The sequence below is a fragment of the Kitasatospora sp. CB01950 genome, assembly GCF_001905465.1.
Taxonomy (GTDB): Bacteria; Actinomycetota; Actinomycetes; order Streptomycetales; family Streptomycetaceae; genus Kitasatospora.
Window position 1 is genome coordinate 275002 of the sequence record NZ_LISX01000009.1, and the last position, 25960, is coordinate 300961.

A 25960-nucleotide genomic window follows, 5' to 3' on the forward strand; every position below is an offset into this window, starting at 1 on the left:
CGCGTCGGTGTCACCGGATGGAGGATGATCGGGCCTGTGACCACCCCGAACAGATCCCGTAACCCCCTGGCCGGCACGCCCAGCCTGCTCCGGGCCATAAACGACCGCGCCGCACTGGAACTACTGCTCGCCAACGGCCCATTGTCCCGCACCCAGATCGGCAGCCTGACCGGCCTGTCGAAGCCGACCGCGTCCCAACTGCTGGCCCGACTGGAGGCTGCGGGGCTGGTGGTCCCGGTGGGCACCACCGCGGGCGGGCCGGGGCCCAACGCCCAGCTGTACCAGGTGAATCCGGCAGCCGGGTACGTCGCGGGCCTGGACGTGACCAGCACGACGGTGCGGGTCGCGGTCGCCGACATCACCGGGGTGACGCTGGCCGAGCACCAGGTGTCCTGCAAGGGCTGGCCGGCGGCGACGACGGTCCCGCGGGTCGCCGAGGCGGTCGCCGAGACGGTGCGCCGCGCGCAGCTCCCGCCCGGCTCGCTGCGCGAGGCGGTGATAGGGATCGGCGGCGCTCCGGACCCGGTGACCGGCAAGCTCCGCTACGCCTCGCACCTGCCGGGCTGGCACTCGCCGCGCCTGACCGAGGAGTTGGCGGCGGCGATCGGCGCGCCGGTGACCATCGAGAACGACGTCAACCTGGCGGCGGTGGCGGAGCAGTCCGTGGGCGCGGCGGCCGGCTGCGAGGACTTCGTGCTGCTGTGGGCCGAGGAGGGCATCGGCGCGGCGATCGTGCTGGCCGGCCGGCTGCACCGCGGCTTCACCGGCGGCGCGGGCGAGGTCGGCTACATGCCGGTGCCGGACGCGCCGGTGACGGTGAGCGCCCGCCGCAAGCACACCGGCGGCTACCAGGACCTGGCCGGCGAGCCGGCAGTGCTGGCGCTGGCCCGGGCGCACGGCATCCGCGGCGCCGACGCGGCGCAGGCGGTGGCCGCGGCCCTGGACGCCCCCGGGGGCGAGGCGTTCCTGGCGGAGCTGGCCGAGCGCCTGGCGGTCGGGCTGGCAGTGATCGCCTCGGTGGTCGACCCGGAACTGGTGGTGCTCTCCGGCGGCACCCCGACCGCGGGCGGCGAGCGCCTGCGGGAGCTGGTCCAGCAGGCGCTGGGCCGGATGTCGCTGCCCCGCCCGGAGGTCAGGCTGTCCGCGCTGCCCGGCTCCCCCGTCCTCGCCGGTGCGCTGCAGCGCGCGCTGGCCACCACCCGGGACGCCCTGTTCAGCACCCGCTGAAAGGTTCCCGCTCGCACGCCCGCTCCGCACGCCCGCTCCGCACCTCCGCTCCGCACCTCCGCTCCCCCGTCAGATCCGCAGTCCGATCCGCACGAACCCGCTCCCTCCCCCCGCACGGGCGCCGGACCCACCGGCTTCGCCCGTACCCTCGTCAGGAGTGCCATCCCGTGGACACCACTCGCAGCTCCCCGCTCGCCCGCCGCCGCCCGCTGGCCGCGCTCGCCGCCGCGCTCTGCACGGCCTTCCTGGCCTCCGCCTGCACCGGCACCGACTCCGGCGGCGCGGAGGACGCTTCGGCGGCCGGGCAGGACGTGACGATCACCTTCTGGCACGGCTGGAACCAGGACAACGAGGTGAAGGCGATCAACGACAACGTCGCCGCCTTCGAGAAGCTGCACCCCAACATCCACGTCAAGGTGCGGGGGAACATCGCCGACGAGAAGAGCGAGCAGGCGCTGCGGGCCGGCGGTCCGGACGCGCCGGACGTGGTGTCCTCGTTCAGCACCGACAACGTCGGCAAGTTCTGCTCCTCGCACGTGTTCGCCGACCTCGGGCCGCTGCTGAAGAAGGACGGCATCGACCCGGCGAAGACCTTCCCGCCGGCGATGCTCCAGTACAGCCAGTACCAGGGCAACCAGTGCACGCTGCCGCTGCTCGGCGACGCCTACGGCCTGTTCTGGAACAAGACGGCCTTCGCGAAGGCCGGGATCAGCGGCCCGCCGAAGACCTTCGGCGAACTCGCCGAGGACGCCGTCCGGTTGACGATCCCGTCCGGCGACTCCTACCAGCAGCTCGGCTTCATGCCGAACTACCACGGCTACGAGACGCCGATCGCGCACTACCTCGGCCAGTACGGCTCCACCTGGTTCGGCCCGGACGGCAGGTCCACCGTGGCCACCGACCCGACCGTGACGGCGATGCTGACCTGGCAGAAGCAACTCGTCGACCGGCTCGGCGGGTTCGAGAAGCTGGAGAAGTACCGGACCGGCTTCGGCGACGAGTACAGCGCGAAGAATCCGTTCACCACCGGGCAGGTCGCGATGAGCATGGACGGCGAGTGGCGGACCGCCGCGCTCGCCGACGACAAGCCGGACTTCGAGTGGGCGACCGCGCCGTTCCCCGTCCCCGACGAGCTCGCCTCCACCTACGGGCGCGGCTACCAGACCGGCACCATCATCGGCGTCGCCAACAACTCCCGGAAGCGCACCGCCGCCTGGGAGTTCGTCAAGTACCTGACCACCGACACCGACGCGGTGGTGTCCTTCGCCAACGCCATCCACAACGTGCCGAGCACCCTGGCCGCGCTGGACTCGCCGAAGCTGCAGGTCGACGCCAACTCCAGGACCTTCCTGGACATCGCCCGCAACCCGAACTCCTCCACCACCCCGGCCAGCATCAACGGCGGCGCCTACCAGATCTCGCTGCAGAACTTCAGCTTCGAGGTGGAGTCCGGCCAGCAGACCGACCTGAAGGCGGGCCTCACGGCCACCGCCAAGGAGATCGACGACGCCGTCAACCAGGCGAAGAAGTGACGGGCGCGCCATGGCACTGGTGACTTCCCCCGTCCCGCCGGCGCTGCGGGCCAAGCGCCGCCGGGAGCGGGTCAGGACGCTGGCGTTCCTGTCCCCGTGGCTGGTCGGGTTCGGGTTCTTCTTCCTGTACCCGCTGGTCTCGACGGTCTACTTCTCGTTCATGAGCTACGACGGGTTCCTCCCGCCGAGCTTCTCCGGACTGCAGAACTGGGACTTCGTCTTCACCAAGTACCCGCCGTTCTGGACGGGCCTGGCCAACACGCTGTGGCTGGTCGTCGTGATGGTCGGCCTGCGGGTGGTGTTCGGCCTCGGCATCGGGATGCTGATCACCAAGGTGAAGACCGGCGCCGGGTTCTTCCGCACCGCCTTCTACCTGCCGTACCTGGCCCCGCCGGTGGCCGCCACCATGGCCTTCGCATTCCTGCTGAACCCCGGCACCGGCCCGGTCAACCACCTGCTGGGCGAGCTCGGCCTGCCACAGCCGGGCTGGTTCAACGACCCGTCCTGGTCGAAGCCGGCGCTGACCCTGCTCGCCATGTGGGGCATCGGCGACCTGATGGTGATCTTCATGGCGGCGCTGCTGGACGTCCCCCGGGAGCAGTACGAGGCGGCCGAGCTCGACGGCGCGAGCGCCTTCCAGCGGTTCCGGTACGTCACCCTGCCGAACATCTCGCCGATCGTGATGTTCGCGGTGGTCACCGGGGTGATCCAGACCATGCAGTACTACACGCAGGCGATCGTCGCCGGGAAGGTCGCCTCCGGCGTGATCGGCGGCTCCGGGCAGCAGTTCGATCCCGGCTACCCGTCCGGCTCCACCTGGACGCTGCCGCAGATGGTCTACAACCTCGGCTTCCAGCACTACGACTACGGCTCGGCGTGCGTCGTCGCGGTCGTCCTGTTCGCCCTGTCGATGGCGTTCACCTCGCTCCTGCTGCGCCGCAGGTCCGGCTTCCTGGCGGAGGACTGACTGCCATGACCCTTGCCCCCGCCCTGCCGCGCGAGGCCGCGGCCCCCGGCTCCGCCGCCGGCGCCGCGCGCACAGCCCGCCGCCGGGCCGCCCTGCACTGGGTGGCCGTGCACGCGCTGGCGATCGCCGCCGCGCTGTTCTTCGTGCTGCCGTTCGTGTTCGTCTTCCTCACCTCGGTGATGACGGACCACCAGGCGCTCACCTCCGACCTGTGGCCGACCCACTGGCAGTGGTCGAACTTCGCCAAGGTCTGGAACACCCCCGGCTTCCTCACCTGGTGGCGCAACACCCTGCTGTACGCGGCGGGCGGCACCGCGCTGACCGTCGCCTCCAGCCTGCCGGTGGCGTACGCGCTCGCCAAGTTCCGCTTCCGGGGCCGCAACCTGGCCCTGATGGCGGTGGTGTCGATGATGATGCTGCCGCCGCAGGTCACGATCATCCCGATGTACCTGTTCTGGGCCAAGCAGCTGCACCTGACCGGCTCGCTGTGGCCGCTGGTCATCCCGATGGTCTTCGGCGACGCGTTCTCGATCTTCCTGCTGCGGCAGTTCCTGCTGACCATCCCCCGGGAGAACATCGAGGCCGCCCGGATCGACGGCTGCGGCGAACTGCGCACCCTGCTGCGGGTGGTGCTGCCGATGGCGAAACCCGCCGTCGCCGCCGTCGCGCTGTTCCAGTTCTTCTACTGCTGGAACGACTACTTCGGCCCGCAGATCTACGCCAGCGAGAACCCCGGTGCCTGGACCCTGAGTTACGGCCTGGAGTCCTTCAAGGGCGCCCACCACACCAACTGGAACCTCACCATGGCGGCCACGCTGCTGGTGATGGCGCCGGTGATCGTTCTGTTCTTCTTCGCACAACGCGCCTTCGTCGAAGGCGTCACACTGACAGGGGTCAAGGGCTGATGTCCGCACTGAAGTTGGCAATAGTCGGCGGCGGTTCCACCTACACGCCGGAGCTGATCGACGGGTTCGCGCGGCTGCGCGACACTCTGCCGATCGGCGAACTCGTGCTGATCGACCCGGCGGTCGACCGCCTGGAGCTGATCGCCGGCCTGGCCCGCCGGATCTTCGCCAAGCAGGGCCACGACGCCGTCGTCACCACCGCCACCGACATCGCCGCCGGCGTGCGGGACGCCGACGCGGTGCTGCTGCAGCTGCGGGTCGGCGGGCAGGCCGCGCGCAACCAGGACGAGACCTGGCCGTTGGAGTGCGGCTGCGTCGGCCAGGAGACCACCGGCGCGGGCGGCCTCGCCAAGGCGCTGCGCACCGTCCCCGTGGTCCTCGACATCGCCGAGCAGGTCCGCCGCACCAACCCGGACGCCTGGATCGTCGACTTCACCAACCCGGTCGGCATCGTCACCCGCGCCCTGCAGACCGCCGGGCACAAGGCCGTCGGCCTGTGCAACGTCGCGATCGGCTTCCAGCGCAAGTTCGCCGCCCACCTCGGCGTCGACCCGGAGCTGATCCGCCTCGACCACGTCGGCCTCAACCACCTCACCTGGGAACGCGGCGTCACCCTGCTCGACGCCCCGAACGCCGCCGGCGGCCGCGAGGTGCTGCCGCAGCTGCTCGCCGAGCACGGCGCGGCCATCGCCGCCGACCTGCACCTGCCGGAGCCGGTGATCCGGCGGCTCGGCGTCGTCCCCTCCTACTACCTGCGCTACTTCTACCAGCACGACCTGGTCGTCGAGGAGCTCAAGGTCAAGGGCTCGCGGGCCGCCGAGGTCGCCGCCATCGAGCGGCAGCTGCTGGAGATGTACGCCGACCCGACCCTCGACACCAAGCCCGAACTGCTCGGCAAGCGCGGCGGCGCGTTCTACTCGGAGGCCGCGGTCCAGCTGATCGCCTCGCTGCTCGGCACCGACGGCCGCACCACCGTGCAGGTCGTCAACACCCGCAACGACGGCGTGCTGCCGTTCCTGCCCGACGACGCGGTGATCGAGGTCCCCGCCGAGGTCGACGCCGCCGGGGTCCGCCCGCTGCCGCAGCGGCCCGTCGAGCCGCTGTACGCCGGCCTGATCGCCAACGTCACCGCGTACGAGCACCTGGCGCTGGACGCCGCGCTGCACGGCGGCCGCGACCGGGTCTTCGACGCGCTGCTCGCGCACCCGCTGGTCGGCCAGCTGGAACTCGCCGAGCAGCTCACCGACCGACTGCTCGCGCACAACCGCGACCACCTGAGCTGGGCGTGAACCGCACCATGAGAACGATCCGCACGAAGCACCGCCACGGGGGGACCGGCCGATGAGCCACGACGCACACCTGCCCGGCGTCCTCGCGATAGACGCCGGCAACAGCAAGACCGACCTGGCCCTGGTCGGCGTCGACGGGCGGGTCCTCGGCACCGCCCGCGGCGGCGGCTTCCAACCGCAGCACACCGGCCCGCAGGCCGCGATCGCCGCGCTCGCCCCGCTGGTCGAGGACCTCGCCCGCCAGGCCGGCGTCCAACTGCGGCCCGGCGGGCGGCCGTTGACCGACCACGTCAGCGCCTGCCTGGCCAACGCCGACCTGCCGGTCGAGGAGCAGCGGCTGCACGAGGCGATCGCCGCACACGGCTGGACGACGTCCGTGCACGTCGCCAACGACACCTTCGGCCTGCTGCGGGCCGGCACCGACGGGCCGCTCGGGGTGGCCGTGGTGTGTGGCGCCGGCATCAACTGCGTGGGCCTGCGGCCGGACGGGCGCACCGCGCGCTGGCCCGCGCTCGGCAAGCTCACCGGCGACTGGGGCGGCGGCGGCGGGCTCGCCGAGGCCGCGATGTGGCACGCCGCCCGGGCCGAGGACGGGCGCGGCGCGCCCACCCTGCTCTCCCCCATGATCGGCGCCCGCTTCGGCCTCGCCGGGGCCAACGCGTTCGCCGAGGCGATGCACCTCGGGCAGCTCGACCCGGCCCGGCTGCACGAGGTCTCCCAGGTGCTGTTCGAGGCCGCCGAGGCCGGCGACGCGATCGCGCTGTCGCTGATCGACCGGCAGGCCGACGAGGTCTGCCGGCTCGCGACCGTCGCGCTCACCCGGCTCGACCTGCTCGACCGGCCGGTGCCGGTGGTCCTCGGCGGCGGCGTGCTGGCCTCCCGGCACCCGCTGCTGATCGACAACCTGACGGCCCGGCTGGCCGCCGCCGCGCCGCTCGCCGAGCCGCGCATCGTGGTCGCCCCGCCGGTCCTCGGCGCGGCCCTGCTCGGCCTCGACCACCTCGGCGCCGACCCCGCCGCGCACCGCCGCCTGCGGGACGCCTACCCGACCGCCCATCCGGTCGCCGCCTGACCCGCCGCCTGACCCGCCGCGGACGGGAGCGCCGGGGCAACGGCCCTCGGCGCTCCCGTCGGCACTCCCGGGCTTGACCTTCACCTTCGGGGAAGGCCCAGCATCGGTGGAGCCGGACACCGGTCCGGCACGAGGAGGCGGGGATGGAGCTGCTGACCATCGGGGCGTTCGCCCGGGCGGCCCGGCTGTCGCCGAAGGCACTGCGCCTGTACGACGAACTCGGGCTGCTGCGGCCCGCCGAGGTGGACCCGGCCACGGGCTACCGGCGGTACGCGCCGGACCAGTTGGAGCAGGCCCGGCTGGTGCTGTGGCTGCGCCGGCTCGGCATGCCACTGGCCCGGATCCGGCTGGTGCTCGGCCTGGAGCCCGCCCGGGCGGCCGAGGAGGTCGCCCGGTACTGGGAGTCCGTACGGGCCGAGACCGAGGCCCGCCGGGAGCTCGCCGCCCTCCTCGTCGACCACCTCTCGGGGAAGGACCCCACGATGACGGACGGAACGACGGGCGCCCTGCGGATCCGCTACGCGGCCCGCACGGACGCCGGACTGGTCCGCGAACGCAACGACGACGCCGCCTACGCGGGCGACGGCCTGATCGCGGTCGCCGACGGCATGGGCCCGCAGGGCGGCGGCGCGCCGGCCGGCGCCGCCGCGATCGACGCGCTGAAGGAACTCGCACTGCCCGCCGGGGAGTTGCTCAACGCCCTGGAGGACGCGGTGGCCCGGATCGACGGCCGGGTCGGCGCGGCGTCCGAACTCCCGGACGCGGGCACCACGTTGACGGCGATGCTGTGGTCGGACGCGCAGCTCGCCCTGGTGCACATCGGCGACTCGCGCGCCTACCTGCTGCGCGGCGGCGACCTCTTCCAGCTCACCCACGACCACACCCTGGTGCAGTCGATGGTCGACGACGGCCGGCTGACCCTGGCCGAGGCCGCCTCGCACCCCCAACGAACCCTGCTGGTGCGGGCGTTGACAGGCTCCGGCGAGAACCGCCCGGACGTGTCGCTGCACGCCGCCCGGGCCGGCGACCGCTACCTGCTGTGCACGGACGGCCTGTCCCGGTGGGTCCCCGACGACGCCCTGCACAGCGTGCTGAGCGCCGTCGCCGCCCCCGAGCAGGCGGTGCAGCAGCTGGTCGCGCTGGCCAACCGGGCGGGTGGGCCGGACAACATCGCCTGCGCGGTCGCGGACGTCGTCGCGGACTGACCGGACGATCGGGCGGAGAGGCCGGGCGACCGGGCCGCGGGGCGATCCCGCAGGTGACGGTACGTCACCGGTGCGACAAGTTCCGCAAACGCATCTCGATTGGGGAAAGTTTCGGCGAGGTGCGAAGGATGCCCCGATCTGTCCGTTGAAGGCACCGCACGGGCCCGCTAGCGTCGCGCTCTCACAGCGTGTCCGACGGGGGTGCGCGGGGAGTCCGGGAGCCGACGCCAGATGGCGATCCGTAAGTCCACCATGCAGGAGCAGGTCGCCGCGGCGATCGCCGCAATCGAGCCGAACGACCGCCCGGTCGTGACCTTCCACACCATCTCGGGCCCGAGCCCGTGGCTGATGAGCCAGCTCGGCCTGATCGGCCAGCTGTTCGTGAAGTACTACTTCGTGACCCTGACCCAGCGGGTGGTCACCGTGCACCGCGCCTCCCGGATGAGCAACCGTCCGCAGGAGCTCGTGCACGTCATCCCGCTGGACCAGGCGCGCGCCGCGGTCACCGACGTCAACCGCGCCACCCTGTGGAGCTCGCTGAAGTTCCAGTTCCCGGGCGAGCCCAAGCCGACCCGCCTGAACATCGGCCGCTACTGGCGCACCGAGCTGGACACCTTCGTCAACAGCCTGTTCGGCGGCGGCCAGGCCGTCCCGCCGCAGGGCCAGCCGTACCCGGCGCAGGGCGCGGCCCACCCGCAGCAGGGCCAGCCGAACCCGTACCAGAGCTGAGCCGCGGCCGAAGCGGTCGACACGGCCGAAACGGCGGAAGCGCCCGTCCGGACCCCCGGGCGGGCGCTTCGTCGTGCCGGCGGGCAGGTCAGCGCAGGTGGGCGGCGACCCACTCGGCGAGCAGCCGGGCGCAGCCGTCCACGGACGCCTGCCAGTTGAGCTCCGCGCCGTCGCCCGCGCCGTCGCTGACGTGCTTGACCAGGCGGACGGGCAGCCCGGCGCGGCGGGCGACGGTGGCGATCGCATAGCCCTCCATGTCCACCAGGTCGGCGGTGCGGGCGAGTTCGTCGCGGTCGGCGTCGGAGGAGACGAAGCGGTCGCCGGTGGCGAGCACCGGACCGGCGGGCGCGAGGTCGATCGGGCCGTCCAGCGGGCGGCCGACGAGCTGCTCCAGCAGCGGGGTGTCCAGGTCGTGCTGGAGCACCCGGCCGATCTCGTGGGTGCCGGCCAGGCCGGGCCGCAGCGACCCGGCGGTGCCCAGGTTGACCACCGCGGACGGCTTCGGTCCGGCCGCCAGCACGGTGGCCAGCGCGGCCGCCGCGTTGACCTTCCCCATGCCGGTCAGCAGCACCGGCAGGGCGGCGTCCAGGTGGGCGGCCTCCTCGGGCAGCGCGAGGACGAGCAGCGGGCGGTCGGGGGTGACGGTTCCGATCAGGCGCATGACCGAAAGCTTACGAGGCCCGGAACCGTCCCCCGTCGGCCGCGCGTCGCAGCGGGGGCGGACCGCACGCGGCCGAACGGGCACGAAGAGATCAACTCCCGCTCAAGTCAGGTGTGGTGGACGACGCAGACCGCCATACTGCGGGGTGACGGGGGACGTCGTACGGGGAGGTCGGACGGTGACAGCACCGGCAGTGCCACAGGCCAGGGCGGGCGCACTCGCGCCCCCACCGGCCCGCGAACCGGGGCCGGTGGCCCGGCTGCGCCGCTCGGCGGCCACCCCACCGGGGCGGCTGCGCGCGGCGGGCGCGGTACTGGCCGCGCTGGTCCTGCTGTTCGGCGCGGTGGCGGTGTGGCAGTCCGTGCACCGGTCCCGGGCGGCCGGGCAGGTGGTGTCGGCCAGCGGTCCGCTCAGCCAGGACGCCGCCGAGATCTACCTCCGGCTCGCGGACGCCGATGCGACCGCCGCCGCCGGATTCCTGTTGGCCGTCGACGAGCCCGCCACGGTCCGCGGCCACTACCAGGACGACCTGTCGACGGCCGCCGAGCGGCTCGCCGAGGCCGCGGGCCGCAGTGGCGGCACGGGCGACCCGAAGCTGACCGAGCTCAACCAGCAACTGTCGCGCTACGCGGGCCTGGTGGAGACCGCCCGGGCACTGGACCGGCAGGGCCTGCCGCTCGGCGGGGCCTACCTGCGGTACGCCTCCGAGCTGATGCAGGGCACCGTGCTGCCGAAGGCGCAGAGCCTGGCCGAGGACGAGTCGGCCCGGTTGGACTCCGACTACCGCGCCGCCGGGGCGACCCCGTGGGCGGCGCTGGCGCTCGGCGTCCTGGCGCTGGCCGCGCTGGCCCGCTACCAGGTCCTGCTGTTCCGGCGCACCAACCGGGTGTTCAACCCCGGGCTGCTCGGCGGTTCGCTGGCGGTACTGGCCGCCCTCGGCTGGCTGCTGGCGGGCACCATGACGGCGGGCGACGACCTGGCGCGCGGCCGGACGTACGGCACCCGACCGCTGCGGGAGCTGGACCAGGTGCGGATCGCGGCCCTGAAGGCGCACACCGCGGAGAACCTCGACCTGGTGGCCCGCGGCGCCAGCGACAAGTACACCAAGCAGTGGGCCGACCTGGTCGCCACCCTCGACCAGGACCCACGCACCGTCGGCTCGGTCTCCGGGCTGCAGGCCGGCGCACCGCCCGACGCGGCCAACCTGCTGACCGACGCCGCGAGCGCCTACCAGCAGTGGCAGGACCGGCACAAGGACGCCGCCGCGCAGAACTCGGCCGGCAACTACGAGGCCGCGCTGCAACGGACGTTGACCGCGGGCGGCCCCGACACCGCGGACGCCGCGTTCCAGGACGCCGGCAGGAAGTGGAAGGACGCCGCGAAGGTCGAGCAGGACGCCTTCGCCAAGGCCACGGCCGGCCTTGACGGGATGCTGACGGGCCAGGCGGTGGCCGCCGGAGTGCTGTCCGTCCTGGGCGCGGCCGCCGCGCTGCGCGGCATCGGCCGCCGACTGGCCGAGTACCGGTAGGAGGGAACGAGGAATGCGTACGGCAAGGTCACGTCTCCTGGTGGCGGCAGTCGTGCTCGCGGCCGGGGTGTTCGCCACCGGCAGCGCCGACGGCGCGGGCGGGCCCGCTCCACAGGCCGCGGTGTTGGCTCCGGAAGCCCCCGCGGCGGCCGCCGACAGCTGCGACCCGACGGTCTCGCTGCCGCCCCGAAAGGTGGTCGGCACGAAGATCGCCAAGATCATCGAGCGCGACACCCTGCTGGTCGGCGTCGACCAGAACAGCTACAACTGGGGCTTCCGCAACCCGAAGACCGGCCGGATCGAGGGCTTCGACCTCGACCTGGCGCACGCCGTCGCCAAGTCGCTGCTCGGCAATCCGGACAAGATCACCCTGAAGACCGTGACCACCGCCGGCCGGGCCGACGCGCTGGACAAGGGCGACGTCGACCTGATCGCCCGCACCATGACCATCAACTGCGAGCACAAGATCGCCTTCTCCGCACCGTACTTCCGGATCGCCCAGCGGGTGGTGGTGCCGAAGTCCGCGCACGCGAAGACGCTGGCCGAGGCGCTGAACGGCAAGCGGGCGTGCGTCGCGAAGACCTCCGCCTCGGAGACCGAGCTGAAGCGCGACCCGCACGGCACCGTCTCGGTGCGCGCCATGGAGAACCAGCTGGACTGCCTGGTGCTGATGCAACTCGACGAGGTGGACGCCACCTTGACCGACAGTGAGCTGGCCGCCGCGCAGGTCGCCCAGGACCCGCGGGTGGAGATGGTCGGCGAGCCGATCCTGCCCGGTTGGATGGGCGTGGGGATGGACCAGAAGGACACCGACCTGATCGCCTGGGTCAACCAGGTGCTGATCGATTGGCGGGCCTCCGGCGGCTGGCAGACGTCCTACGACCACTGGCTGCGCGACACCATGGGGGCCCCGGACCCGTACCTGCCGTGACCGTCCGGCGGGGGACCGGCGTCCGCCCCGCACCGGACGTCGTGGAGACTTGCCGCCGACGGACCGACGCCCCGTCACCACGAGCGTGCCCGAGAGGAGGAACCGCGATGGCCGGAGGGACCCGCCCGGTGATGAACCGCGAGCAGGTGGACCGCGCGCTGGCCCGACTCGGCGCCGAGCGCGACGCGGTCGAGGCGGCGCTGCTGGCGCTCCAGGACCACCCCGGGCTGCGGCTGCTGACCGGCGCCGAACTGTCCGGGCGCACCCGCGAGCGCTGGGCGGTCGCCGAGGGCGGCCTGGCCCTGCTGTGGGCGCTGTTCGACCAGTACGCGGAGGCGCTGGCCTCGGCCCGCGCCGTGCGCTCGCGCCGCACCCGGCCCACCGCCGCCGAACTCGCCGAGCTCGGCGAGCTGCTGTCCGGCCGCGCGGTCGCCGTCTCCGGCGGTCGGCTCCCCGAAGCGGCCGGCCAACTCGGCTCGCCCGCCCGGCTGGTGGAGCGCGTCACGCTCGCCGAGCTGCTGGAGCGGATGAACGGCTGGTACGCCGTGGTGGTCGAGGTGGTCAGCGCCGTCGACGCGGTGTGGTCGGCGCTGCCCGCCCGGATCGACCTGCTGCTCGCCGAACTCGGCCGGGTCCAGATGCTCGCGCTGTCCGTCGGCGTGCGCCCCGGCGGACACCCGCTGGCCGACGATCTCGCCGGGCTGGCCGAACAGTTGACGGCGCTGCGGGCCGAGGTGGTGGCCGACCCGCTGGCGCTGTGGCGGCCCGGCCGGGTGCCCGCGCAGCGCGGCCGGGAGGCCGAGGGCGCAGCCTGGGCCTCCCCCACCGGCGCGGTCGACACCGCCGACTTCGACCGGCTGGGCCGCACCCTGGACGACGTCCGGGTCGAGCTCGAAGGGCTGCTGCGGCTGCGCGACGAGTCCCACGAACGCCTCCAGCAGGTCGCCGACCTGCTCCAGCGCGCCGACCTGACGCTCGCCGAGGCCCGCCGGGCCCGCGGCGAGGTGCTGGCGAAGATCGCCGCCACCGAGGTGCCCGCCGTGCCCGGCCCGGCGTCCGCGCTGCGCGAGGCGATCGGGCAGGCCGTCGACTACCAGCAGACCGGCCAGTGGCACCGGCTCGGCCCGCTGCTGGACGCCCTGGAGAACGCCGCCGCCAAGGAGCTCGGCCGGGCCCGGCAGGCGCTCACCGAGGTCGCCCAGCCACTCGCCGTCCGGGCCGAACTGCGCGGCCGGCTGGAGGCGTACAAGGCGATGGCCGCCCGACTCGGCCTGGCCGAGGACCCCGAGGTGGTCGAGCGTTTCGAGAAGGCCCGCTGGCTGCTCTGGAGCGCGCCGTGCGACCTGCGGGCCGGTGCCGAGGCGGTGGCCCGCTACCAGCAGGTGCTGCGCGCCCCGGAACGGCAGCCCGCACCGCCGACCGAGGACAGTACCGAGGGGGAGGAAACCGATGGCTGAGGCGTGCGCCCGTCCGGACTGCGACGGCGAGATCGACGGCGACGGGTACTGCACCGAGTGCGGCCTCGCACCGACCGCCGCCGTGACACCCGCCGCTCCGTCCCCCGCCGCCGTGCCGTGCGGCCGCCAGGACTGCGACGGCGAGATCGACGCCGACGGCTTCTGCACCGAGTGCGGCCTCGCACCGACCGCCGCCGTGACACCCGCCGCCGTCCCGGCCCCGCGCAGCGCGCCCGGCGACCCGTGCGGCCGCCCCGACTGCGACGGCGAGATCGACACCGACGGCTACTGCGACGACTGCGGCCTGGCCGGCTCCGTCTCCGTCCCCCTCGCGCCGGCCGGCTCCGGCCGTTCCACCTCGGGCAGTTCCACCTCCGGCCGCTTCACCTCGGGCCGCTCTGCCTCCGGCCGTTCCGTCTCGGTGCGCAGCTCCGTACGCGGTTCGACGGGCAGCACCGGCACCGGTGGCCGGCGCGGCAACCTCGGCGCGGGCCTGGTCACGGTGCCGCCGGTGCCGGCCGCGGACCCGTCGAAGGCGGTGCTGGCGAACCCCCAGGTGCCGGAGGGTCGGCGGTTCTGCTCGCGCTGCGACCAGCCGGTGGGCCGGGGGAAGAACGGCGTCCCGGGCCGCCCGGAGGGCTTCTGCACCAAGTGCGGCACCCCGTACTCGTTCACCCCGAAGCTGGTGCGCGGCGATCTGGTCGGCGGCCAGTACGAGGTGATGGGGTGTCTGGCGCACGGCGGGCTCGGCTGGATCTACCTGGCGGTGGACCGCCGGGTCAACGACCGCTGGGTGGTGCTCAAGGGCCTGCTGGACACCGGCGACGAGGACGCGCTGGCGGTGGCGATCGCCGAACGCCGCTTCCTGGCCGAGGTCGACCATCCGAACATCGTCCGGATCATCAACTTCGTCGAGCACCCCGACGCCCGCACCGGCGCCGCCGACGGCTACATCGTGATGGAGTACGTCGGCGGCAAGTCGCTCAAGGACATCGCCGGCGAGCGCCGCACCCCGGACGGCCGCCGGGAGCCGATGCCGGTCGAGCAGGCCGCCGCGTACGCGCTGGAGGCACTGCCCGCACTCGGCCACCTGCACGCCCGCGGGCTGGTGTACTGCGACTTCAAGCCGGACAACGTCATCCAGTCCGACGACACCCTCAAGCTGATCGACCTGGGCGCGGTGCGCCGGCACGACGACGACGGACCGATCTACGGCACCGTCGGCTACCAGGCCCCGGAGATCGCCGCCGACGGGCCCTCGCCCGCCTCCGACCTGTACACGGTGGGCCGCACGCTGGCCGTGCTGACCGTCGAGCTCCCCGGCTGGACCGGCCCGCGACAGCACGAACTGCCGGGCCCGGACGAGGCCGAGGCGTTCGCCCGCTACGAGTCCTTCCACCGTCTCCTGCTGCGCGCCACCGACCCGGACCCGGCCCGCCGGTTCGCCTCCGCCGAGGAGATGGCCGGCCAGCTCACCGGCGTGCTGCGCGAGGTCCTCGGCCTCCAGGACGGCCGCCCCCGGCCCGCCGTCTCCACCCTGTTCGGCCCCGAACTGCGGGTGGTGGACCCGGAGTTCGGCGAGCAGCCGCCGGACGCCCGGGCCACCGCGCTGGCGCTGCCCGCGCCGCTGGTCGACCCGGCCGACCCGAACGCCGGCTTCCTGTCCGCGCTGCCCGCCGCCGACCCCGCCGAGGCGCTCACCGCCCTGCGCGCGGCCGGTGCCGACTCCCCGGAGCTGCGGCTGCGCACGGTCCGCGCCCACCTGGAACTCGCCGACGACGAGGCCGCCGCACAGGAGTTGGCCGCCCTGGAGGACGAACACGCCGGTGACTGGCGGGTGGTGTGGTACCGGGGGCTGGCCGCACTCGCCGCGGGCCGGACCGAGGACGCCGCGGAGGCCTTCGACGCCGTGTACGACGCCTTCCCGGGCGAGGCCGCGCCCAAGCTGGCGCTCGCGGTCTGCGCCGAACTGCTCGGCGACACCGCCGCGGCCGCCGCCCGCTACGCGCTGGTCGGCGGCACCGACCGGTCGTTCGTCGGCGCCGCGTTCGGCCTGGCCCGGGTCCGGCTGCGGGACGGCGACCGGCCCGGCGCGGTCGCCGCGCTGGAGGCGGTGCCGGAGAGCTCCACCCACCACACCGCGGCCCGGATCGGCGCGGTCCGCGCCCGGCTGCGCGGCCGCGCCGCCACCGAGGCGCTGGCACCCGAACTCGCCGACAGCTCCGCCCAGCTGACGGTCCTCGAACTCGACGCCCGGCGGCGCGCCGAACTCGCCGCCGAAGTACTGGAGACCGCCCTCGACTGGGTGCTCGCCGGAGCGGCCGGCCGGCCCGCCACGCTGACCTTGCTGGGACATCCCGCCGAGGAACGGGAACTGCGGCTTGCCCTGGAACACTCCTACCGGGTGTTGGCTCGGTTGACCGACCGGGCCGAGAAAAGGATCGAGTGGGTGGAACGGGCCAACCGGGCCCGCCCCCGGACGTGGGTGTGAACATGCCGCAGCAGACCGAGTGCCCGACCTGTGCCGAACCGCTGGGGCCCCAGGACGCCTTCTGCGGGGCCTGCGGCACGGCCCTGACCGGGCCACCGACCCTCCGCGACCTGCCGGTCGTGCCCAGCTGCCCGAACTGCGGATCCACCGAGCTCGCCGACGGCTGGTGCCAGCGCTGCGGCCACGCCCAGCCCCGCGAACGCGACCACCAGGAGCACGAGGTGACGGGCGTCGCCGCGGTCTCCGACCGGGGCCTGCGCCACCACCGCAACGAGGACGCGTTCGGCGTCGCCGGCGCCGAATGCCCGGACGGCGCACCCGCCGTGATCGCCGTGGTCTGCGACGGCGTCTCCTCCTCGGCCCGCCCCGACGAGGCGTCCGCGACCGCCGTCACCGCCGCCACCGACTCCCTGGTCGCCGCGCTGAAGGCCGGCCGCGACCCCGGGCAGGCCATGCACGAGGCGATCGGCGCCGCCAACCGGGCCGTCACCGCGCTCGCCCACGACGGCACCCCCGCCGAACCCGGCCGCCACAACAACGCGCCGGCCTGCACCTACGTCAGCGCGATCAGCGCCGGCGGCCTGGTCACCATCGGCTGGGTCGGCGACACCCGCGCCTACTGGATCCCCGACGACCGGGAGTCCGCCGAGCCGTACCGCCTCACCGAGGACGACTCCTGGGCGGCCCGGATGGTCGCCGCCAAGCTGATGGACGAGGCCGAGGCCTACGCCGACCCGCGCGCCCACGCCATCACCGGCTGGCTCGGCGCCGACGCCGAGGACCTCGACCCGCACACCGTCAGCTTCACCCCGCACGTCCCCGGGGTGCTGCTGATCTGCACCGACGGCCTGTGGAACTACGCCGAGGCCGCCACCGACCTGGCGTTCTTCGTCCGCGCCGACGCCCGCACCGAACCGCTCGCCGCAGCCCGCGCGCTGGTGACGTTCGCGGTCGAACGCGGCGGCCACGACAACATCACCGTCGCCGTCCTGCCGATCGACCCACAGGTCTCCCCCGCCGACCACGACGACACCCTGCTCGACGTCCCGCTGCCGCGCGCCGCCGCCGACACCGACGCCACCGTGCCGCTGCGCCGGGCCGAGCCGGCCGCCAACTAGCCACTCCCGACTCTCCGACAGGAGCCCACCGCATGGCCTCGTTGTCCAAGCCCGACGCGCCACGATTCGACGTCGACGTCTTCCAGAACGAGTACCTCGCCCAGGGCGCCCGGGAGGTCAACGCGATCGTCACCGTCACCGCGACCGGCGGCGGCACCTCCGGCGGGCGGCCGCTCGGCGCGGCCGCCCCCGGGCCGGGCACCGCCGTGGTGCTGGTGATCGACTGCTCCGGCTCGATGGAGCACCCCAACACCAAGATGCGCAACGCCCGCGAGGCCACCGCAGCCGCCATCGACACGCTGCCCGACGGCGTCGCGTTCGCCGTGGTCGCCGGCACCAACCGCGCGGAGGACGTCTTCCCCGGCAACGGCACCCTCGCCGTCCTCGACCCGTACACCCGCATCCACGCCAAGGAGGCGCTGCACCGCCTCAAGCCGTCCGGCGGCACCTCGATCAGCACCTGGATAGACCGGGCCCGGAAGCTGTTCGACGCACACCCCGGGACCACGATCCGGCATGCCGTGCTGCTCACCGACGGCCGCAACGAGCACGAGACGCCCGCCGACCTGCAACGCGCCCTGGACGCGGCGACCGGCGCGTTCACCGCCGACTGCCGGGGCGTCGGCACCGACTGGGAGGTCGCCGAACTGCGCCGGATCTCCTCCGCGCTGCTCGGCACCGTCGACATCGTCGCCGAACCCTCCGGCCTCGCCGAGGACTTCCGCGCCATGATGGCCACCGCCATCGGCAAGCAGGTCGCCGACGTGGCGCTGCGGGTCTGGACGCCCGCCAACGCCCGGGTCAAGTTCGTCAAGCAGGCCGCACCCGCCGTCGAGGACCTCACCGAGCGTCGCACCGAGGCCGGGCCGCGGGCCGGGGACTACCCGACCGGGTCCTGGGGCGACGAGTCCCGCGACTACCACGTCTGCGTGGAGGTCCCGGCCGCCGCCGTCGGCAACGAGATGCTCGCCGCCCGGATCAGCCTGGTGCTGCCGGGGCCCGACGGCACCACCGAGGTGCTCGGCCAGGGCCTGGTGCGCGCCGTGTGGACCGACGACCTGGCCTCCTCGACCCGGATCAACCCGCAGGTCGCGCACTACACCGGCCAGGCCGAACTCGCCGAGTCCATCCGCGACGGCCTGGAGGCCCACCGGGCCGGCGACCTGGACCGCGCCACCGCCAGACTCGGCGCGGCCGTCCGCCTCGCCCACGCCAGCGGCAACGAGGGCACCCTCAAGCTGCTGCGGAAGGTGGTGGACGTGGTCGACGCGAGGGAGGGTACCGTTCGGTTCCGTAAGAACGTGAGCGAGGCCGACTCGATGACACTCGAGACCCGGTCGACCAAGACCGTACGCGTGAAGAAGTGAGCCGGACACCCGCCGGACCCGAACCTGCTGGAGTGTGGGGGACCTGATGCCGATCTGCCCTAGGGGACACGAGTCTCAGGCCGAGGACTGGTGCGACTACTGCGGATTCCCGATGACCCCGCCGCCCGGCCTGGCGATCCCCGGGTTCCCGGCCGCCCAGGAACGGCCCGGCGGCCCCGGTGCGCCGGGTGCGCCCGGCGCACCGCAGGCCCCGTACGGCGGCGGCTACCCGCCGGCCGGACCGGGCAGCACCCCGTCGGCCGGCACCCCCGCCGGGGGCGGCGGCTACTTCGAGCCGCGCCGCGCCGCCACCCCGCCGGGCGGCACGCCCACCGGCCAGGCCCCGGGCCCGTACGGTGCCCCGCCGCAGGCCGCAGAAGCCCCGGGCCCGTACGGCGCTCCGCCGCAGGCCGCGGAGATGCCCGGTCCGTACGGCGCCCCGCCGCAGGCCCCGGAAGCCCCCGGCCCGTACGGCGCTCCGCCGCAGGCCCCCGCGCCGGCGCTGACCAGCTGCCCGATCTGCCGCACTCCGCAGACCGGTCGGTACTGCGAGGACTGCGGGTACGACTACAACCTGGCCACCTCGGCCCGCCCGCCGGGCGGCCCCGCCCCGGTCGGGCACCAGTCGCCGCCCGCGCCGCAGCCCGTCGGCGGCCCGCACGGCCGCCCCGAGCAGGGGCGGGCCCAGCAGGCCCCGCCGTCCGCGCAGCACGGCTACGGCTTCCCGCCCTCCGCGCCCCCGGCCGCGCCCGCCGGCTTCGAGCCGTCCGCGTTCGAACCGGCCGCCCCCGCGCCCGCCGGCTTCGAACGCCCGACGCCGTTCGAGCGGCCGCAGCAGCCGTACGAGCAGCAGAACCCGTACGAGCCGCAGTCGCCGTACGAGCCGCAGTCCCCGTACGAGCGGCCGGGCTACCAGCAGCCCGCGCCCGCCGCCGGCTACCCGGGCGCGCCCTCGTTCGACAAGCGCCCGCCCGCCGCCTTCCCTGACGGCGACTATGAGCGCCCTGGCCCGGTCTACGCCGAGCCGACCGGCCCGCAGCCGGGACAGCCGGGACAGCAGCAGCGTCCCCCGCAGCAGGGCGGCGACGACTTCGGCACCTCGTTCCGGCTCACCCCGCCCGGACAGCACGGCCAGCCCCAGCCCGGCCAGCCCCAGCCCGGCCAGCACGGCCAGCACGGCCAGCCCCAGCACGGCCAGCCGGGCCACCAGGGTCACGGGCAGCCGCCGGCCGCTCCGCAGCGCACCGCCTGGGTCGCCGTGGTGGCCGCCGACCCCGACTACTTCAACGACATGATGGCGCGCAGCGGCCCGGAGGCGGCCGGGCTGTCCTTCCCGCCGTACACCCCGGAGCGGCGGATCCCGCTGACCGGCCGGGGCCAGCTGCGGATCGGGCGGCGCAGCCAGCAGCGCGGCACCGTGCCGGAGATCGACCTGTCGGTCTCCCCGGAGGACCCGGGCGCCTCGCACCAGCACGCCCTGCTCGCCGAACAGCCCGACGGCAGCTGGGTGGTGGTCGACCAGGACTCCACCAACGGCACCACCCTCAACGGCGGCCCGGACACCCTGCCGCCGCACACCGCGATCCCGCTGAACGACGGCGACCGCGTCCACATCGGCGCCTGGACCACCATCACGGTGCACCGGGCCTGACCGAGCGTCACGCCGGACCGGCGGCGGGGAGCCTGCCTCCCCGCCGCCGGTCGGCATGCCCAACCATCACCGAGCGATCAAAGTTCATACAAATGCGCTCGTGGGGGCCGCCCCAGCGCCTACGCTTCGGCCCATGACTGAAGCAATAACCGCGGACGGAATCCGGAAGCGGTACGGGGACGTACAGGCGGTTGACGGAGTGTCACTCTCCGTCGCCGTCGGCGAATTCTACGGCCTGCTCGGGCCGAACGGGGCCGGAAAGACCACCACGCTGGAGATCCTGGAAGGCATCCGGGAGGCCGACGAGGGCCGCGTCGAGCTGCTCGGCATGTCGCCGTGGCCGCGCAACGCCAAGCTGCTGCCGCGCATCGGCGTGCAGTTCCAGGCGTCGGCGTTCTTCAACAAGCTGACCGCGCGCGAGACCATCCGCACCTTCGCCTCCTTCTACGGCATCGGCCCGAAGGCGGCCGACACGATGCTGGAGCGGGTCGGCCTGACCGAGTCCGCGGGTGTGCTGACCGACAAGATGTCCGGCGGCCAGGCCCAGCGCCTGTCCATCGCCTGCGCCCTGGTGCACGACCCGGAGCTGGTGTTCCTCGACGAGCCGACCACCGGCCTCGACCCGCAGGCCCGCCGCAACCTCTGGGACCTGCTGCGCGACATCAACGCCGAGGGCCGCACCGTCGTCCTCACCACCCACTACCTGGACGAGGCGGAGATCCTCTGCGACCGCGTCTCGGTGATGGACCACGGCAAGGTGCTGAAGACCGGAGCGCCCGCCACGCTGGTCCGCGAGATCGACGACACCGTCCGGATCCGGGTGGAATCCGGAATGCTGACCGCCGACCGGGCCCGTGACCTGCTCACCACCGCGGGCGCCACGTTCAGCAACCTGGAGGACGACGGCACCACCCTGGCCCTGTCCACCCACGCGCCCGGGCCGGTGCTCTCCATGCTGGCCGAGGAGAACGCGCTGCGCGGCCTCGAAGTCCGCGGCGCCACCCTGGAGGACGTGTTCCTCCAGCTGACCGGACGGGAGTACCGGGCATGACCGCCACCGACCAGGCCCGCACCTCCCCAGCCGCCGACGGCGGGACGGAGAAGGCCAACGCCTTCGTCGGACTGTCCCGGGTCATGCTGCTCGGCTTCGTCCGCGACAAGGGCACCCTGTTCTTCACCCTGGCGCTGCCGCTGATGTTCCTGGTGCTGTTCGGCGTCCTCTACAAGGGCGGCGGCACCTCGCACGTCAAGGTCGCCGAGGTCGGCCAGGTCAAGCTGCTCGACCAGCTGAAGGACCAGAAGGACGGCCCGCTGTCCGTCCTGGAGATCACCACCTTCTCCGACGAGGAATCCGCCCTGACCAAGGTCAAGAAGGGCGAGCTCGACGGCCTGGTGACCGAGGGCCCCGACGGCAAGCTGGTGCTCCGCTTCAGCCAGGCCGACCAGGTCAAGGCCGGCACCGTGCAGGGCATCATGAACTCCCTGGTGCAGACCGCCAACCAGATGGCCTCGCACGCCACCCCGGCGTTCACCCTGGACTCCACCAAGGTCGAGGACGACTCCACCAAGCCGATCCAGTACCTGACGCCCGGCCTGCTCGCCTACGCCGTCTCCATGGGCGCGGTCTACGGCGCCTCGTTCACCCTGGTGACCTGGCGCAAGAAGCGGGTGCTGCGCCGCCTGCGGCTGGCGCCCATCTCGGCGGGCACCATCGTCGGCGCCCGGGTGCTGGTCAGCGTGATCGTGGCGCTCGCCCAGACCGCGCTGTTCCTCGCGGTCGCGCAGCTCGACTACTTCGGACTCAAGCTCACCGGCAACTGGTGGCTGGTGATCCCGCTGGTGGTCTGCGCCACCCTGGCCTTCATGTCGATCGGCCTCGTCACCGGCTCGCTGGCGAAGTCCGAGGAGTCCGCGAACGGCATCAACCAGCTGATCATCCTGCCGATGTCCTTCCTCGGCGGCGCGTTCATCCCGCTGGACTTCGCACCCAGCTGGCTGCAGGACGTCTCCAGGGCCCTGCCGCTGCGCTACCTGATCACCCCCGCCAAGTCGGTGCTCAGCCAGGGCGGCGGCATCGCCGACGCACTGCCCGCCATGGGCATCCTGCTGGGCTTCACGGTGGTCCTGTCCGCCGTCGCCTGGCGCTTCTTCAACTGGGACGACGCGTAGCCTCCGCCCCGCCCGTGACAGGGGTCGTACACCGAAAGTCCCGGTGTACGACCCCTGTCGGCGTCTGCGACCATGGACAGGTGACTGACACCGGACGCGACACCGCACACGAGGAGACCGGGCAGCCGTCGGCGGCGGAGCAGGAGAGCTTCTACGACCGCGTCGGCGGCGAGCAGACCTTCCGCCGACTGGTCCACCTGTTCTACCAGGGCGTCGCCCAGGACGAGTTGCTGCGCCCGATGTACCCGGAGGAGGACCTCGGCCCCGCCGAGGAGCGCTTCGCGCTGTTCCTCATGCAGTACTGGGGCGGCCCGCGCACCTACAGCCAGCGGCGCGGCCACCCGCGCCTGCGGATGCGCCACGTCCCGTTCCAGGTCGATCGCGCCGCCCACGACGCCTGGCTGCGCCACATGCGCGCCGCCCTCGACCAGCTCGGCCTGCCCGCCGAGGACGACCGCGAACTGTGGCACTACATGACGTACGCCGCCGCCTCGATGATCAACACGGCGGGCTGAGAAGGCCGTTCCGCATTCCGCAGTTCCGCAGTCTCAGCGCAGCGGGCTGAGCCCGAGGCCCGCGCCGGGGGCGCCGCCCGCCCGGAGGGCGACCGAGCCGGCCGGGGCGTCCAACCGCAGCCAGGGGCCCGAGCGGTGCGCGCGCAGCGGGGCGCCGGGGCGCAGGAACCCGATCGCGTGGGCGGCGTGCGCGGCCCGCAGCGGCAGGCCCTCGGCCGCGCCCAGCGGCCGGGACCAGATCTCGTCCGCTATCGCGTCCACCGTCTCCCGACTCCGGTGGTGCTCCGGCACCTCGGCGGTGCGCTGCTTGAACTCCGCGACGGCGGTGCGCACTTCGTCCATCACCTGGTCGACCGGCGGCTGCCCGAGCGGCTGCCAGCCGGAGCGCGGCGGCAGCAGGCCCGCCCAGGACGGACCGGTGACCGGGGCAGGCAGCGTCAGGCTCGCGCCCGGCTCGTCCACGGAGTCCATCAACTGTCCGGCGGAGACGGTCAGATCGGCGGCCGCGAGCTCGCCGGTGAGTCGGACGGTGCGCACCGCGAGCACCGCCGAGCCGCCGAGCGGGAGCCGCCCGAACACCGCCAGCACCCCGCCGCCGTCCGCGCCCGGCACCGCCTGCAGGCGGACCGCGGCGGCCCGGTCGAAGCGGAGCAGCCGGCCCAGGAAGGCGGCCAGGTCGGCGGCCTCCCCCTGGTCGGCGAGGTCGAGGCGGGGCTGCGCGATCACCGGGCGTTCAGCTCGTTTCGTCAGTGCGGCGGGCTCGGGGCGTCGGGGGCCGGGCCCGTCAGGCGGCGCAGCCGGCGGGCTGCTCGTCCATGAAGCGGCCGAGGAACTCCCGCTCCACGGGGCTGATCCGGCGCGGCCGGCCCTCGGCGAGGTTGTAGGGGACGACCACGGTGGAGGCGGTGACGTAGACCGTCTCGGTGCCGTCCGCGGCGACGTCCTTGATCTTGTAGGAGACGGTCAGCGAGGCGCCGCCGATCTTCGTCACCCAGGTCTCGATGGTGACCGGCTCGGGGCGGTGCACCAGCGGCCGCTTGTAGTCGATCTCGTGGCGGGCGACCACGGACCCGCCGGCGAACTCCCCGGCGCCGGCCTCGGCGGCCTGGGTGAACATGAAGTCGATCCGGGCCTCCTCCAGGTAGCGCAGGAAGACCACGTTGTTGACGTGACCGAAGGCGTCCATGTCCGACCACCGCAGGGGGCAGGCGTAGATGTGGCGTGCCACGGTGTTCTCCTCACATCAGGTGGACCCACAGGAAGCCTACGGGCCGCGGCCCGGCAGTCCGCCCCCGAGGGGTGGGCTGCCGGGCCGCCGGTGCGTCCGCGGATCAGCCGCGGGTGAGCTTCTTGTAGGTCGCGCGGTGCGGGCGGGCCGCATCGGCGCCCAGGCGCTCGATCTTGTTCTTCTCGTAGGACTCGAAGTTGCCCTCGAACCAGAACCACTTGCTGTCGCCCTCGTAGGCGAGGATGTGGGTGGCCACTCGGTCCAGGAACCAGCGGTCGTGGGAGATGACCACGGCACAGCCGGGGAACTCCAGCAGCGCGTTCTCCAGCGAGGACAGCGTCTCGACGTCGAGGTCGTTGGTCGGCTCGTCGAGGAGCAGCAGGTTGCCGCCCTGCTTGAGGGTGAGCGCCAGGTTGAGGCGGTTGCGCTCACCGCCGGACAGCACGCCGGCCGGCTTCTGCTGGTCCGGGCCCTTGAAGCCGAACGCGGAGACGTAGGCGCGGGACGGCATCTCGACCTGGCCGACGTTGATCCAGTCCAGACCGTCGGAGACGACCTCCCAGAGGGTCTTCTTCGGGTCGATGTTGGAGCGGGTCTGGTCGACGTAGCTGATCTTGACGGTCTCGCCGACCTTGACGGTGCCGCTGTCCGGGGTCTCCAGGTCCTGGAGCATCTTGAACAGGGTGGTCTTGCCGGCGCCGTTCGGGCCGATGATGCCGACGATGCCGTTGCGCGGCAGGGTGAAGCTCAGGTCGTCGATCAGGACCTTCTCGCCGAAGGCCTTGTTGAGGTGGTCGACCTCGATGACGACACTGCCCAGACGCGGGCCCGGCGGGATCTGGATCTCCTCGAAGTCCAGCTTCCGCATCTTGTCGGCCTCGGCCGCCATCTCCTCGTAACGGGCGAGGCGGGCCTTCGACTTGGCCTGGCGGCCCTTGGCGTTGGAGCGGACCCACTCCAGCTCTTCCCTGAGCCGCTTGGCGCGCTTGGCGTCCTTCTGGCCCTCGACCTTGAGACGGGTCTGCTTGGTCTCCAGGTAGGTGGAGTAGTTGCCCTCGTACGGGTAGGCGCGGCCGCGGTCGAGTTCGAGGATCCACTCGGCGACGTTGTCCAGGAAGTACCGGTCGTGGGTGACTGCGACGACGGTGCCGGGGTACTTCTCCAGGTGCTGTTCCAGCCAGTTCACCGACTCGGCGTCCAGGTGGTTGGTGGGCTCGTCGAGCAGCAGCAGGTCGGGCTGCTCCAGCAGCAGCTTGCACAGCGCCACGCGGCGCTTCTCGCCACCGGACAGCTTGGTGACCGGCCAGTCGCCGGGCGGGCAGCCCAGCGCGTCCATGGCCTGCTCCAGCTGGGCGTCGAGGTCCCAGGCGTTGGCGTGGTCCAGGTCTTCCTGGAGCTTGCCCATCTCGTCGAGCAGCGCGTCCGAGTAGTCGGTCGCCATCAGCTCGGCGATCTCGTTGAACCGGTCGAGCTTGCCCTTGGTCTCCTTGACGCCGTCCTGGACGTTCTCCAGCACGGTCTTCGTCTCGTCCAGCGGCGGCTCCTGCTGGAGCATGCCGACGGTGAAGCCCGGCGAGAGGAAGGCGTCGCCGTTGGAGGGCTGGTCCAGGCCCGCCATCATCCGCAGCACAGTGGACTTACCGGCGCCGTTGGGGCCGACAACGCCGATCTTCGCCCCGGGGAGGAAGGAGAGCGTCACGTCGTCAAGGATGACCTTGTCGCCGTGTGCCTTGCGCACCTTGCGCATGGTGTAGATGTATTCCGCCACGTGAGATCGCTCCGGCGTCGTCGTCGAGTAATCGGCTTGCAGCCTTCCATTGTGCCGTAAGGCCGGTGCCGCCCCGAACGCCCTTCGGGCCCGGCGGGAACCGGCCGGCCTGCGGACCGCCTGCTGCGGGGGCAGCCCGGGATGCGAACG

General features: G+C 73.3%; 22 protein-coding genes. 18 read left to right on the forward strand and 4 right to left on the reverse strand.

Annotated features, from left to right (window positions below):
• Positions 1-24: 24 nt before the first annotated feature.
• The 8 genes from AMK19_RS23420 (at position 25) to AMK19_RS23455 (ending at position 8926) form a co-directional block, all read left to right on the forward strand.
• Positions 25-1227, forward strand: coding sequence for an ROK family transcriptional regulator (locus tag AMK19_RS23420; protein WP_198953417.1), 1203 nt, complete (start codon positions 25-27; stop codon positions 1225-1227).
• 167 nt (positions 1228-1394) lie between these two features.
• Positions 1395-2759: an extracellular solute-binding protein gene (locus AMK19_RS23425; protein ID WP_073814957.1), complete on the forward strand. Its 1365-nt coding sequence runs from the start codon at positions 1395-1397 to the stop codon at positions 2757-2759.
• Between the two features lie 10 nt (positions 2760-2769).
• The gene (locus tag AMK19_RS23430) at positions 2770-3726 is read left to right on the forward strand and encodes a carbohydrate ABC transporter permease (RefSeq protein WP_073814959.1); all 957 of its coding nucleotides are present in this window, start codon (positions 2770-2772) and stop codon (positions 3724-3726) included.
• A gap of 5 nt (positions 3727-3731) precedes the next feature.
• Complete coding sequence (locus AMK19_RS23435; RefSeq protein ID WP_073814961.1) at positions 3732-4631, forward strand: carbohydrate ABC transporter permease; 900 nt, start codon at positions 3732-3734, stop codon at positions 4629-4631.
• Between the two features lie 8 nt (positions 4632-4639).
• A complete protein-coding gene (locus AMK19_RS23440) occupies positions 4640-5920 on the forward strand; it encodes a 6-phospho-beta-glucosidase (RefSeq protein WP_073815135.1) in 1281 nt (426 codons plus the stop codon).
• A 52-nt stretch (positions 5921-5972) separates the two neighbouring features.
• On the forward strand, positions 5973-6992 hold the full coding sequence (locus AMK19_RS23445; protein WP_073814962.1) for an N-acetylglucosamine kinase: 1020 nt from the start codon (positions 5973-5975) through the stop codon (positions 6990-6992).
• A gap of 143 nt (positions 6993-7135) precedes the next feature.
• Positions 7136-8197: a MerR family transcriptional regulator gene (locus AMK19_RS23450; RefSeq protein ID WP_073814964.1), complete on the forward strand. Its 1062-nt coding sequence runs from the start codon at positions 7136-7138 to the stop codon at positions 8195-8197.
• 231 nt (positions 8198-8428) lie between these two features.
• Positions 8429-8926, forward strand: a complete 498-nt coding sequence (locus AMK19_RS23455) for a hypothetical protein (protein WP_073814965.1) — start codon at positions 8429-8431, stop codon at positions 8924-8926.
• Between the two features lie 88 nt (positions 8927-9014).
• On the opposite strand, the gene AMK19_RS23460 is transcribed toward AMK19_RS23455, so the two are convergent.
• Positions 9015-9587, reverse strand: a complete 573-nt coding sequence (locus AMK19_RS23460) for a nucleosidase (protein ID WP_073814967.1) — start codon at positions 9585-9587, stop codon at positions 9015-9017.
• A gap of 178 nt (positions 9588-9765) precedes the next feature.
• Between AMK19_RS23460 and AMK19_RS23465 the strand changes: the two genes are divergently transcribed.
• The 10 genes from AMK19_RS23465 to AMK19_RS23510 all read left to right on the forward strand — a co-directional run bounded on the left by AMK19_RS23465 (position 9766) and on the right by AMK19_RS23510 (position 22814).
• Positions 9766-11115 (forward strand): hypothetical protein, encoded by a 1350-nt coding sequence (locus AMK19_RS23465; protein WP_241844533.1) that lies wholly within the window; start codon positions 9766-9768, stop codon positions 11113-11115.
• 40 nt (positions 11116-11155) lie between these two features.
• Positions 11156-12046, forward strand: coding sequence for a glutamate ABC transporter substrate-binding protein (locus AMK19_RS23470; RefSeq protein ID WP_158071934.1), 891 nt, complete (start codon positions 11156-11158; stop codon positions 12044-12046).
• Positions 12047-12153: 107 nt separating this feature from the next.
• The gene (locus tag AMK19_RS23475) at positions 12154-13503 is read left to right on the forward strand and encodes a hypothetical protein (RefSeq protein WP_241844534.1); all 1350 of its coding nucleotides are present in this window, start codon (positions 12154-12156) and stop codon (positions 13501-13503) included.
• Positions 13496-15994 carry a serine/threonine-protein kinase gene (locus AMK19_RS23480; RefSeq protein ID WP_083647251.1) on the forward strand — a complete coding sequence of 833 codons (2499 nt, stop codon included), beginning with the start codon at positions 13496-13498 and terminating at the stop codon, positions 15992-15994. Before AMK19_RS23475 ends, AMK19_RS23480 begins: the two co-directional genes overlap by 8 nt.
• A 2-nt stretch (positions 15995-15996) precedes the next feature.
• A complete protein-coding gene (locus AMK19_RS23485; RefSeq protein WP_083647283.1) occupies positions 15997-17112 on the forward strand; it encodes a protein phosphatase 2C domain-containing protein in 1116 nt (371 codons plus the stop codon).
• 32 nt (positions 17113-17144) lie between these two features.
• Entirely contained in the window at positions 17145-18479 is a 1335-nt protein-coding gene (locus tag AMK19_RS23490) for a vWA domain-containing protein (protein WP_073814973.1), read from the forward strand.
• Between the two features lie 112 nt (positions 18480-18591).
• Positions 18592-20130: an FHA domain-containing protein gene (locus AMK19_RS23495; RefSeq protein WP_083647253.1), complete on the forward strand. Its 1539-nt coding sequence runs from the start codon at positions 18592-18594 to the stop codon at positions 20128-20130.
• Between the two features lie 133 nt (positions 20131-20263).
• Positions 20264-21181 carry an ABC transporter ATP-binding protein gene (locus AMK19_RS23500; RefSeq protein ID WP_073814977.1) on the forward strand — a complete coding sequence of 306 codons (918 nt, stop codon included), beginning with the start codon at positions 20264-20266 and terminating at the stop codon, positions 21179-21181.
• A complete protein-coding gene (locus AMK19_RS23505; RefSeq protein WP_083647256.1) occupies positions 21178-22299 on the forward strand; it encodes an ABC transporter permease in 1122 nt (373 codons plus the stop codon). Before AMK19_RS23500 ends, AMK19_RS23505 begins: the two co-directional genes overlap by 4 nt.
• An 80-nt stretch (positions 22300-22379) precedes the next feature.
• Complete coding sequence (locus AMK19_RS23510) at positions 22380-22814, forward strand: globin (RefSeq protein WP_073814979.1); 435 nt, start codon at positions 22380-22382, stop codon at positions 22812-22814.
• Positions 22815-22847: 33 nt separating this feature from the next.
• Here AMK19_RS23510 and AMK19_RS23515 read toward each other — a convergent pair whose 3' ends face one another.
• The 3 genes from AMK19_RS23515 to ettA form a co-directional block, all read right to left on the reverse strand.
• A complete protein-coding gene (locus AMK19_RS23515; protein ID WP_073814980.1) occupies positions 22848-23540 on the reverse strand; it encodes a hypothetical protein in 693 nt (230 codons plus the stop codon).
• Between the two features lie 58 nt (positions 23541-23598).
• Positions 23599-24042, reverse strand: coding sequence for an acyl-CoA thioesterase (locus tag AMK19_RS23520; protein WP_073814983.1), 444 nt, complete (start codon positions 24040-24042; stop codon positions 23599-23601).
• A gap of 103 nt (positions 24043-24145) precedes the next feature.
• A complete protein-coding gene (gene ettA / locus AMK19_RS23525) occupies positions 24146-25810 on the reverse strand; it encodes an energy-dependent translational throttle protein EttA (RefSeq protein WP_073814985.1) in 1665 nt (554 codons plus the stop codon).
• Positions 25811-25960: the final 150 nt, after the last annotated feature.